At 63.7% G+C, this 10575-nt stretch carries 11 protein-coding genes; 7 read left to right on the plus strand and 4 right to left on the minus strand.

What is annotated here, in order from left to right:
* From MTR66_RS19380 to MTR66_RS19390, 3 genes are all read left to right on the plus strand, one after another.
* Positions 1–397, plus strand: a 397-nt coding sequence (locus MTR66_RS19380) for a magnesium chelatase subunit ChlI family protein (protein ID WP_456094041.1), incomplete at its 5' end; no start/stop codon positions are given.
* A 202-nt stretch (positions 398–599) separates the two neighbouring features.
* On the plus strand, positions 600–1367 hold the full coding sequence (locus MTR66_RS19385; RefSeq protein WP_243924029.1) for a hypothetical protein: 768 nt from the start codon (positions 600–602) through the stop codon (positions 1365–1367).
* Positions 1368–1450: 83 nt separating this feature from the next.
* Positions 1451–1744, plus strand: a complete 294-nt coding sequence (locus MTR66_RS19390) for a hypothetical protein (RefSeq protein ID WP_243924031.1) — start codon at positions 1451–1453, stop codon at positions 1742–1744.
* Positions 1745–1927: 183 nt separating this feature from the next.
* On the opposite strand, the gene MTR66_RS19395 is transcribed toward MTR66_RS19390, so the two are convergent.
* The 3 genes from MTR66_RS19395 to MTR66_RS19405 are packed head-to-tail and all read right to left on the minus strand — an operon-like array spanning position 1928 to position 4461.
* Positions 1928–3028, minus strand: coding sequence for an LLM class flavin-dependent oxidoreductase (locus MTR66_RS19395; protein ID WP_243924034.1), 1101 nt, complete (start codon positions 3026–3028; stop codon positions 1928–1930).
* A gap of 44 nt (positions 3029–3072) precedes the next feature.
* Positions 3073–3852 (minus strand): esterase/lipase family protein, encoded by a 780-nt coding sequence (locus MTR66_RS19400; protein WP_243924036.1) that lies wholly within the window; start codon positions 3850–3852, stop codon positions 3073–3075.
* Between the two features lie 9 nt (positions 3853–3861).
* Positions 3862–4461: a DUF3617 domain-containing protein gene (locus MTR66_RS19405; RefSeq protein ID WP_243924038.1), complete on the minus strand. Its 600-nt coding sequence runs from the start codon at positions 4459–4461 to the stop codon at positions 3862–3864.
* A gap of 133 nt (positions 4462–4594) precedes the next feature.
* Here MTR66_RS19405 and uvrB point away from each other — a divergent pair, with 133 nt between their 5' ends.
* From uvrB to MTR66_RS19420, 3 genes are all read left to right on the plus strand, one after another.
* Positions 4595–6781, plus strand: a complete 2187-nt coding sequence (gene uvrB, locus MTR66_RS19410; RefSeq protein WP_243924040.1) for an excinuclease ABC subunit UvrB — start codon at positions 4595–4597, stop codon at positions 6779–6781.
* 230 nt (positions 6782–7011) lie between these two features.
* The gene (locus tag MTR66_RS19415) at positions 7012–7377 is read left to right on the plus strand and encodes a type II toxin-antitoxin system RelE/ParE family toxin (protein ID WP_243924042.1); all 366 of its coding nucleotides are present in this window, start codon (positions 7012–7014) and stop codon (positions 7375–7377) included.
* A complete protein-coding gene (locus tag MTR66_RS19420) occupies positions 7358–7642 on the plus strand; it encodes an addiction module antidote protein (RefSeq protein ID WP_243924044.1) in 285 nt (94 codons plus the stop codon). The genes MTR66_RS19415 and MTR66_RS19420 overlap by 20 nt, the downstream gene beginning before the upstream one ends.
* 217 nt (positions 7643–7859) lie before the next feature.
* On the opposite strand, the gene MTR66_RS19425 is transcribed toward MTR66_RS19420, so the two are convergent.
* The gene (locus tag MTR66_RS19425; protein WP_243924046.1) at positions 7860–8609 is read right to left on the minus strand and encodes a hypothetical protein; all 750 of its coding nucleotides are present in this window, start codon (positions 8607–8609) and stop codon (positions 7860–7862) included.
* Positions 8610–8885: 276 nt separating this feature from the next.
* Here MTR66_RS19425 and MTR66_RS19430 point away from each other — a divergent pair, with 276 nt between their 5' ends.
* A complete protein-coding gene (locus tag MTR66_RS19430; RefSeq protein ID WP_243924048.1) occupies positions 8886–10355 on the plus strand; it encodes an acetyl-CoA hydrolase/transferase family protein in 1470 nt (489 codons plus the stop codon).
* Positions 10356–10575 lie beyond the last annotated feature (220 nt).

Consider the following 10575-nt stretch of genomic DNA (forward strand, 5'->3'; position numbering starts at 1 on the left):
GGTCTCGGGCCCGCTGCTCGACCGGATCGACCTGCACGTGGAAGTCGATCCGGTTCGCGCCGCCGACCTCGCCCTGCCGCCCCCGGCGGAAGGCAGCGAGGACGTCGCCATCCGCGTCGCCCGTGCCCGCCAAGTCCAGACCGCCCGGCTGGAGGGCACCGGACGGCGCACTAACGCCGATCTCGACGGAGACCTGCTCGACACCCACGCCACCCCGGACGAGGCCGGACGCAAACTGCTGATGCAGGCAGCCGAAGCGATGCACCTTTCGGCCCGCGGCTATACCCGCATCCTGCGCGTCGCCCGCACTATCGCCGACCTCGCGGGCGCTGAAAACATTAGCCGCCTCCACGTGGCCGAAGCGCTCAGCTACCGCAGACAGGCGCCGAGGGCGTGAGAGGCCGTTTGGAAATTCGCTCGAAGCGAATTTCGCGGCACCAAAAATGCCCCAATGGACATTTTCAAACAGACTCTAAGCCCGGTACCATCCCCCTGCACAGACAGATATCAATAGTCTTATGGATTAGTACAGTAACCGATGCGCATATCGCGAGCCCTGCAGGCGACAGCTAATTTTTGCATTCGAAAGGAATGCGAACATGGGCATCGACGGATTGGGCGGCAGTGCCGCAGGCGGCTCCGGCAATGGTATAGGCGGCGGCACTGGCAGCGGTAGCGCGGACACGGCCGCCGCTGCGGAAACGGCAACGGGCCTCGACACGGACCTCGACAAAGCACTGAACACGGCCCGTACCGGATCTCCTGTGGAGCAGGGAAACGCCCTGCGCACGCTCGACGCGATGACCGGAAGCCGTCAGGCCAGCGATGCCGCAGTGGACCAGAATGCCGCCCCTGCCACGATGACGGCGGCCCAGACCTGCACGATCGAAGTGCGCTTCAAACCGGTAATCGGGCCGACCAATCACGCATTCATCGTCACAACGGATGCGGATTCGGCCAACTATTTTCGAGGCGGGCCACAGGCGAACAACACGGGCCTGAACAGCCCGTCTTCGCGTTCAAGCAGCGATGCACCGCAAGCGCCCTACGATCCCGAATTCGGCATCTACGGCCCCATCGTCACCGAATACGGCGCCTACCGCCCCGGCACGGTCGACTGGACGACGGAACCATCGGGTCGTCAGACCGTGGCCGAAACGCAGGGCAATTGCGACAGGATTGAAACCGAACTCGCACATCATATGGATGACATCGAGGCGGCCCGCATCAACTACATGCCCCTTGCCGCGAACAGCAACTCGACTGTCCGGGAGGCCCTCGAAAGGTCTGGTTATCCTGACGTGTCCCCCGTAGTATGGGCTCCAGCATGGAATTCGCAACTGCCCGATCTGCCCGGTCCACGCTGAAGGCGCCGCTTCTGGTTTTGACCGCAGCCCTTGCCGGCACAAGCGCGATGACCGCAGCCTGCCAACAACAAGCGGAAACCGGAATGGCGCCCGAAGCGAAGATCAAGGCCGAAATCGCCGAGCAACTGCCCAGACACACGCCCGCCGCCAAAGTGGAAGCATGGCTGGCCGCCAGGGAACTCCCGCATTCGGGCCTGATCGACAATACCAATCTGGCGCATATGGGCTTCGATCCCGAAACCTATGAAATCAAGGCCTTGATCCGTGGCTCTGCCAAACCCGCGCTGGTGCGGACCGATATGCAACTGGTCTTCGTTTTCAATCGGGAGCGCCGACTGATCGAGAGCCGGGTAACGCCTGTCCATACAGGGCCATAGCGCCGTTCCTGCTTGGAACCGGTGGCCGCTTTGCGAACGTGAATTTTGGACTTCACCTACAGCGCCCGCCGCAAGTTTTTGAAAATAGTGTATTTTTTGACGTTTGTGACGTTAAGAGTTTCACGCCCGCTGCGTGATGCACCGAAGGGAATTTTGCCATCCCGCCACGGCGTTAACTCTCCTTCATCCCGCCTTGAGGCCCGGCAGCACTTCCTTCGCGAACAGGTCCGCCGCCTCGCCCCACTCCGCGGGATAGAAGCCCGGCCCCACCACGACGATCCTTTCCAGCCCCAGCGCCATCAGCGCAAGCAGGCGTTCCAGGCAGTGTTCGGGGCTGCCAACCACGGCAAAGCGCTTCACAAAATCAGGTGAGAGCGTGCCGCCCACGATGCGCTGTTTCGAGGCGATATTGCCATGTTCGGTCATGTCATAGCCTTCGCGGATCCGGCCGAGGTTCTCGCTGGCCGCTGCATCGGCGGGGCCCGCCTGCCCCTGCCCCGCCCGCCTCTGCATTATCTGGAAACGGGCAAGCGGCGGGACCATGTGCAGCGCGGTAGCCATCGCCGTGGCCTCGTCCGGGTGGCAGATGACGGCGATCTGGGCGCCGTAGGATATGCCCTCGTCCGTCAGACCCGCTTCGGCACGCGCCTTGCGCGCCTCGCCGATGGCCCAGCGCATCCGCTCCGGATCGGCACCGACACTGAACGTCACGCGTTCGGCGGCAAGGGCGGACATGGCAATGACCTTTGGGCCTGTCGCGGCCACATCGAGCGGGACCTTGGGCAAGCCTTCCGGCAGCCAATTGAGGCGCACGCCTTCGGGGCGGACGCCCAACGGCAGGCCGTGGATCGAGGGGGCATCGCCCGCCGGGCCGAAATCCGCGAAAGGCACTTCGCCGCCGGACAGCAGAGTCTGCAAGTGCCCGATCGCCTGCCCGAAACGCTTGAGGCTCACCGGCGCGTGGCCGAGCCAGGCCAGCGCGGAATCGCCCCGGCCAATGCCCAGCACCGCGCGCCCGCCGCTGATCGCCTGGACCGTCGCCGCCGCGTTCGCCGTTACCGCAAGGTTGCGCGTCAACGGATTGGTGACGCCAGTCGAGAGCCTGATCCGCTGCGTGGAGCAGGCCCAGACGCCCATCTGCGCGTAAGGATCAGCGGACAGGCACTGCGAATCCATGAACATCTGCCCGTCCCAGCCCTCCGCTTCCACGGCGCGGGCCTGTTCGCGCGTGGCTCCGGTGCTGGTGCCTCCAGCCCTCCAGATTTCTGGCCAGATTTCCGGCATTTCCTCTCTCCCTTGCGCGCAGTCTGCGCCGGGGGAGGGGAAAATCAATCCTCCGCGTCTAGCTGGCGCAGGACCTCTGCGATGACCCTGGGGGCATTGGAGAAATCGAGGTGCGAGCAGCGGACCGGGATCGCGCGGTCGCGCTCTTCGGGCCAGCCGCAGGCGGCGCGCGGGGCGACGATACCGTCGCGCGGGCTCCACAGGGCGATGGTGGGCACCGGCGGCTTGACCGAGAAATCGCATTCGATCGGCGGCTCGTCCACCGAATGGCCGGTGACGACCTGATAGGCCCGCCAGGCATTGTTGGCGCGCGGATCGCCCGAGAAAGGCGTGCCCATAGTGATAACCTTGGCCACCATGTCCGGTTCGCGCCGGGCGATCTCGCGTGCGAAAAGGCCGCCGAGGCTCCAGCCCACCAGCGCGACAGGCGCCTTGTGCCCCAGCGAGATCGCGCCGACCCTGCGCATCAGGAACGCGAAGTTGTCTGCGCTGGGACCGAAGTTGAAACCGAGGCCCCATTCATAAACGTGATGGCCCGCCGCCTTCAGCGCATCGGCCATCGGCTTCATCCGCTTGGGATGCGCGCCGAACCCCGGCAGCAGCATCACCGGCATCGGATGCACGGCAGGCTGCACCGCCTGCTCCTGCTTGTGCCCGCGATAGAGCGAGCGCAGTTCGGCCAGCATGAGCTGCAACGGCGGCTTGGCGACGCCTTTGGGATGCGGCTCGCGCACGAAAGCGGCGCGCCGGGCTATCGCCTCACGCAAGGAGCCCGGATGGTGCCGCGCGGCATTGTTCACGTCGTCTTCCAGCCTTTCGTTCATCAACCGCGATCAGGACGGGCAATCGCCCACACGTTCGGCAATCATATGCATTTTCATCTTCATGTTGCCCATCGGCGGCTGCCCGCCGGTAACATCCATGCCGATGATCACGTCCGAGCCGGTTTCGCTGACAGTGCCATTCATGGTCATCACGGCATCGCCCTGGCCCGGCATGGCGCAGTGCATCTGGGCATCGAGACGCCCGCCCGCAACATCGAATTTCGAATAGGTGCAATCACCGCCCTGGCCGGCGTTCTGCAGCATGTCCTTGTAGCCGTCGTCGTTGTCCTCGTCCGTGATGCAGAAGGTGTGTGTATCCGTCTTGCGGATCATGCCTTTCATCTGGCTGGCGGCGTTCTCCGGCAGCCCGGCAATCTGCAGGTCCATCACCTCGATCGTCTGCTTGTAGGAGCCCGGCCGGGGCCGTTCCAGCCGCGCCGCCGCTTGCGCGGCTTCATCAGCAGACATGGGCGTGCCCGCCGTTTCGGCAGCGGAAGGCGCCGCGCTCTCGCTCTTCGCCTCTTCCTTCGAACCGCAGGCCGCCAGCGGCAGCGCCAAAACCGTAAGGCAGGCGCCCAGCGCCCCCTTTCGCATAGAACCGTTCGTCATAGCCGCACTCCCTCCACCGCAAGGCTCCCCCGGATCAAGGGGCGCAGAGCTACCACCGCCCCTGCCCGGTGCCAACGATTCATCGGCCAACAACGCATTGCGGGCGACGGGGATATACCCCATATGTTCCGCCATGGCCGAACTGATCATCCGCCGCGGACTGGAAGAACCCGATACCTCGGGAAGCTTTGTCCCTCACAAACCGCAGCGTCCGGAAAAGTCCCTGCCCGGCAAGGCATTCCGGATCGTCTCCGACTATGCGCCCGCAGGCGACCAGCCCGCCGCCATCGCCGAACTCACCGCCTCCGCGCAGGAGGGGGAGAAAACGCAAGTGCTGCTGGGCGTGACCGGATCGGGCAAGACGTTCACGATGGCCAAAGTGATCGAGGAACTGCAGCGCCCGGCGCTGATCCTGGCGCCCAACAAGATCCTCGCCGCGCAGCTCTATGCCGAGTTCAAGGACTTTTTCCCTGACAACGCGGTGGAATATTTCGTCTCCTATTACGATTATTACCAGCCCGAAGCCTATGTGCCGCGCAGCGACACTTACATCGAGAAGGAAAGCTCGGTGAACGAGGCGATCGACCGGATGCGCCACTCGGCCACCCGCGCGCTGCTGGAGCGGGACGACGTGATCATCGTCGCCTCGGTCTCGTGCCTCTATGGTATTGGCTCGGTCGAGACCTATTCGGCGATGATCTTCGATCTGGAAGCGGGCAAGACGCAGGACCAGCGCGAGATCATCCGCAAGCTCGTCGCCCTGCAATACAAGCGCAACGACCATGCTTTCGCGCGCGGCACCTTCCGCGTGCGGGGGGACAATCTGGAGATCTTCCCCAGCCACTATGAGGACATGGCCTGGCGGATCAGCTTCTTCGGCGACGAGATCGAGGAAATCGCCGAGTTCGATCCGCTGACCGGCAAAAAAGGTGCCACGCTGGAAAAAGTGCGCGTCTATGCGAACTCGCACTACGTCACGCCGGGCCCGACGATGAAGCAGGCGAGCGAGGCGATCCGCTTCGAATTGCAGGAACGGCTGAAAGAACTGGAGGCAGAGGGCAAGCTTCTCGAAGCGCAGCGGCTGGAACAGCGCACCAATTTCGACCTCGAAATGATCGCCGCCACTGGATCGTGCGCGGGGATCGAGAACTATTCGCGTTTCCTCACCGGCCGCATGCCGGGCGAGCCGCCGCCGACGCTGTTCGAATACCTGCCCGACAACGCGCTGCTGTTCGTGGACGAGAGCCACCAGACGGTGCCGCAGATCGGCGCCATGGCGCGCGGCGACCACCGGCGCAAGCTGACGCTCGCCGAATACGGCTTCCGCCTGCCGAGCTGCATCGACAACCGCCCTCTCAGATTCAACGAGTGGGATGCGATGCGCCCGCAGACCGTGGCGGTTTCGGCCACCCCCGGCGGCTGGGAAATGGAGCAGACCGGCGGCGTCTTCGCCGAACAGGTGATCCGCCCCACCGGTCTGATCGACCCGCCGGTGACGATCAGACCGGTCGAGGATCAGGTGCAGGACTGCATCGCCGAATGCAAGGAGGTCGCCGCCAAGGGCTACCGCACGCTCGTCACCACCCTCACCAAGCGCATGGCCGAAGACTTGACCGAATTCATGCACGAGGCAGGCGTGCGCGTGCGCTACATGCACAGCGATGTGGAAACGCTGGAGCGCATCGAACTGATCCGCGACTTGCGCATGGGCGTCTATGACGTGCTGGTGGGCATCAACCTGCTGCGCGAGGGGCTGGACATTCCCGAATGCGGCCTCGTGTGCATTCTCGATGCCGACAAGGAAGGCTTCCTGCGCAGCGAGACCTCGCTGATCCAGACCATCGGCCGCGCCGCCCGCAATGTGGACGGCCGCGTGATCCTCTATGCGGACCGCATGACCGGATCGATGGAACGCGCCATCGCCGAAACCGACCGCCGCCGCGCCAAGCAGGAAGAATACAACGCCGAGCACGGCATCACCCCGCAAACGATCAAGCGCCGCATCGCCGATATCGTGGCGGACACCGCCAGCAAGGACGGCGTGGTCGTCGATCTCGAAGACGACGAGCGCAACAACCTCGTCGGCCACAACCTGCGGGCCTACATCGAGGAACTCGAAGGCCGCATGCGCGCGGCGGCGGCCGATCTGGAGTTCGAGGAAGCCGGGCGTCTGCGCGACGAAATCCGGCGGCTGGAGGCGACCGAGCTGGGCCTGCCGGAGGGCGAGCACAAGGCGCCGAAGGTGGGCCGCAGCAACGAGGGCAAGCCGGGGACGCGGAAGACGCGGTATGGGAAAACGCAGAAGAAGTGGGGGAGGTAGGTTACGTTTCTTTTTCTGCCCCGGAACCCGTTCCGGGGCGCGTACGAATAATATCAATGTTTAATGAAGGCTGTTTCATTGATCGAGGCAGCAATGGTCAGAATTTTCCAGCCACGGAAATTGGATAGGCTAGGACGAAGTCTCACCCGAACCGTCCGTCGCGCGCGATTCAAACACTTCGTACCATGTGATTACAACGTCACAGTAATCCACTCAGGTGCGAGGCAGCCATGACCAAAGACGGTGACAACCCTCCATCTGTCCTATATACAGGACAAACCTTCCAGCTCTCGGAAACCCCGGTTTTCGCCGACTGGCTTGGTGCCCTGCGCGACCGCAAGGCGATGGCGAGGATCGCCGATCGTCTGAAGCGCGCATCGAACGGCAATTTTGGAGATCACAAGTCCGTGCAGGGCGGTGTCTTCGAAATGCGGATCGATTATGGGCCGGGCTATCGGGTCTACTACTTCCGGCGCGGGAAGGAGCTTGTCATTCTGCTGTGCGGAGGCGACAAGCGGACGCAGAAAGCCGATATTGCGGAAGCAAAGCGGCTCAAGGCAGAGATAGAGCGCCAGAATGGAGCTGACCCCGTTTGATCCCGCCAAGTACCTCGATACCGAGGAGGACATCCTCTATTACCTTGAGGCTGCCATGGAAGGGAACGACCCCAAGCATATCGCCAGTGCCCTTGGCGATGTCGCCCGTTCAAAGGGCATGAGCGAAATCGCCCGCAAGTCAGGGCTCGGGCGTCAGGCGCTGTACAATGCGCTATCCGAAAACGGCAATCCCCGGCTTGATACACTGATGGCCGTTCTCGACGCCATGGGTCTGCAACTGACCGTGCGGAAACCCGCAGCCTAAGTGCTTTGGGTCGTCATTGCGAGGCCCGCAGGGCCGCGGCAATCCAGAGCGTAGCGGCATCGCCCTGGATTGCTTCGCTCCGCTCGCAATGACGAAACTTCATCCAAGGCGATCATGCTGCCCCCAACGCAAGCACCACCCCTCTCCCGAACACGGGAAAAGTCGCAAACCCTTCAATCGCCGCACCATCACGCCGCCGATTGTCGGCTTTTCGCCATCAGCGGCGTGACAGCGAACGCAGCATGCCCTGCACTTCATCCTGCATGTCCATCTCCACCGCAGGCGCGCCCAGCAGCAGCATGTTGGCGACGAACGCCGCATCGTTGCGCGGTTCCTGCAAGGCTTCGCGCAGGATCGGCAGGTTGTCCTCGATGTGCGCCATGAAGCCCACGCCCTTGTCGCACACTTCCTCCCAGCGGGTGCGTGTCCACAGCGCCAGCGGGTAGAGAATCTCGCTCTTGAAGTTGGAGCCCAGCGCACGTTCGAGGAAGCGCATGCCTACCGTCCAGGCCTCGCCATTGCGCATCGGCGGTGGGGTCGGCTCGCCCGAAAGCATCTTCTTGCCCGCCTGCCCGACATGGTCGTCCAGCGTCACCGGCGCCGCGATTTCCCCGCGGAAATGCCAGAGTCCGGCGTTTCCGGGAAAGCCCGGGCCGAAGCGTTCGCGCAAGGCCGCCTCGACTTTGTCGACCGCCTCCTTGTCCCCTTTCATCGCGGCCGACATCGCGAACGCGACCAGCGTATCGTCACCGATCTGATGAGTGATCCCGCCCGCCAGCTGCTGCCCGGTCAGCGCCGGAGTAAAGCCGTCGTCCGGCATTTCCACCTGCCCGGACCGCAGCGCCGAAAGGAACGCTGTGATCTCCAGCCAGGGCAGGAAATGATCGAGAAAGGCGTCCGGATCGACGTGGACGATGGCGAGGTTGATCGGCTGCTTGCGCTTGGCCAGTTCGGTCATGTCGGTCATCTGCGGGCTTCTCCTTCCGGTCTTTGGCGATGCAATCGCGGAAGAAGAGGAAGCAAAATTTGCGCCATGTCATGGAATCACCCTTCCGCAGGGCTAGAACGCATGTTGCAATGGTGGTTCGCGTGCCTATGCACCGGGCCACAACTTGCATGAAACGCAAGTCAAAGCGCTCCTTTTTCACTGTTCTTTCGTGCGCCCGCGCGCGAACCGGGCCCTGTGTGAAAAAGAAGGAGAGGTTGCTTGCGTATCCGTAACCATGCGCTGCGTTCGAAGATCATGACTGCCGCCGATGCCGCTCGGTTCATCACGAACGACAGCACCGTGGGCATGAGCGGATTTACCGGTTCCGGATATCCCAAGGCCGTGCCCCAGGCGCTCGCCGCGCAGATCGAGGCGGAACACGCCGCGGGCAATCCCTTCAAGGTGAGCATGTGGACCGGCGCCTCCACCGGCCCGGAGCTCGACGGCGCGCTCGCCAAGGCCAACGGCATCGATTTCCGCCTGCCCTACAATTCCGACCCCATCGCCCGCGAGAAGATCAACAAGGGCGAGATGAACTACTTCGACATGCACCTGAGCCAGGTGGCGCCGATGGCCTGGCAGGGTTTTCTGGGCCCGCTGGACACCGCCGTGATCGAGATCACCGGCATCCGCGAGGACGGATCGCTGATCCCCTCCTCCTCGGTCGGCAACAACAAGACCTGGCTCGACCGCGCGGAAAAAGTGATCCTCGAAGTCAATTCCTGGCAGAACGAGGCGCTGGAGGGGATGCACGACATCTACTACGGCACCGCGCTGCCCCCGCACCGGCTGCCGATCCCGCTGGTCCAGCCCGACGACCGCATCGGCGAGAAGACCCTGCGCTGCGATCCCGGCAAGATCGTCGCCATCGTCGAGACCGACTCGCCCGACCGCAACGCCCCTTTCTCTCCGCCGGACGACAAGGCCAAGGCGATTGCCGGGCACATTCTCGAATTCCTCGGCCATGAAGTGAAAGTGGGCCGTCTGCCTGCCTCGCTGCTGCCGATCCAGTCGGGCGTGGGCAATATCGCCAATGCCGTGCTGACCGGGTTGATCGACAGTCCCTTCGAGGCGATGACCGCTTATACCGAAGTGATTCAGGACGGCATGCTGGACCTGCTGGACACCGGCAAGCTGCGCATGGCGAGCGCCACCGCCTTCTCGCTCAGCCCGGAAGCCGCCGAGCGGATCAACCGCGACATGCACCGTTACCGCGACAAGATGATTCTGCGCCCGCAGGAAATCAGCAACCACCCGGAACTGGTGCGGCGCCTCGGCTGCATTGCCATGAACGGGCTGATCGAGGCCGATATCTACGGCGCGGTCAATTCCACCCACGTCATGGGATCGCGCATCCAGAACGGCATCGGCGGCTCGGGCGACTTCGCGCGCAATGCCTATATCTCGATCTTCGTGACGCCTTCGACCGCGAAGGGCGGCGCGATTTCCGCGATCGTGCCGCAGGCGAGCCACGTCGATCACATCAATCAGGACGTGCAGGTGATCGTCACCGAACAGGGCCTCGCCGATTTGCGCGGGCTCAGCCCCAAGGAGCGCGCCAAGGTGATCATCGCCAACTGCGCGCATCCCGATTACCGGCCCCTGCTGGAGGATTACTTCACGCGGGCGCAGAAGCAGTCCTATGGCCTCCAGTCGCCCTCGATCCTGAGCGAGGCGCTGTCCTGGCACCAGCGCTTCGTGGAAACGGGATCAATGCTGCCCTGACCCCAGAGCGGCGGGGGCGGTACTGCTTGCCATGCGCTATACCCCTGCATCGTCATTGCGAGGCCCGCAGGGCCGCGGCAATCCAGAGCGCAGTGGCATCGCCCTGGATTGCTTCACTGCGCTCGCAATGACGAAGGACAGGAGACGAACTTCGGATTCCGGTGACTACGCAGCCCCCTTGCCGCCGCGCGCCGGGACGCTAAGCTGGCGCCTCCCCCCC

The sequence above is a fragment of the Novosphingobium beihaiense genome (genome assembly GCF_022832375.1).
Taxonomy (GTDB): Bacteria; Pseudomonadota; Alphaproteobacteria; order Sphingomonadales; family Sphingomonadaceae; genus Novosphingobium; species Novosphingobium beihaiensis.

Bases quoted from the DNA above. Each gene is read 5' to 3' on its own strand.
- MTR66_RS19385 (WP_243924029.1), top strand. From the start codon at position 600: ATGGGCATCGACGGATTGGGCGGCAGTGCCGCAGGCGGCTCCGGCAAT.
- MTR66_RS19390 (WP_243924031.1), top strand. From the start codon at position 1,451: ATGGCGCCCGAAGCGAAGATCAAGGCCGAAATCGCCGAGCAACTGCCC.
- MTR66_RS19395 (WP_243924034.1), bottom strand. From the start codon at position 3,028: ATGCCGGAAATCTGGCCAGAAATCTGGAGGGCTGGAGGCACCAGCACC.
- MTR66_RS19400 (WP_243924036.1), bottom strand. From the start codon at position 3,852: ATGAACGAAAGGCTGGAAGACGACGTGAACAATGCCGCGCGGCACCAT.
- MTR66_RS19405 (WP_243924038.1), bottom strand. From the start codon at position 4,461: ATGACGAACGGTTCTATGCGAAAGGGGGCGCTGGGCGCCTGCCTTACG.
- uvrB (WP_243924040.1), top strand. From the start codon at position 4,595: ATGGCCGAACTGATCATCCGCCGCGGACTGGAAGAACCCGATACCTCG.
- MTR66_RS19415 (WP_243924042.1), top strand. From the start codon at position 7,012: ATGACCAAAGACGGTGACAACCCTCCATCTGTCCTATATACAGGACAA.
- MTR66_RS19420 (WP_243924044.1), top strand. From the start codon at position 7,358: ATGGAGCTGACCCCGTTTGATCCCGCCAAGTACCTCGATACCGAGGAG.
- MTR66_RS19425 (WP_243924046.1), bottom strand. From the start codon at position 8,609: ATGACCGACATGACCGAACTGGCCAAGCGCAAGCAGCCGATCAACCTC.
- MTR66_RS19430 (WP_243924048.1), top strand. From the start codon at position 8,886: ATGACTGCCGCCGATGCCGCTCGGTTCATCACGAACGACAGCACCGTG.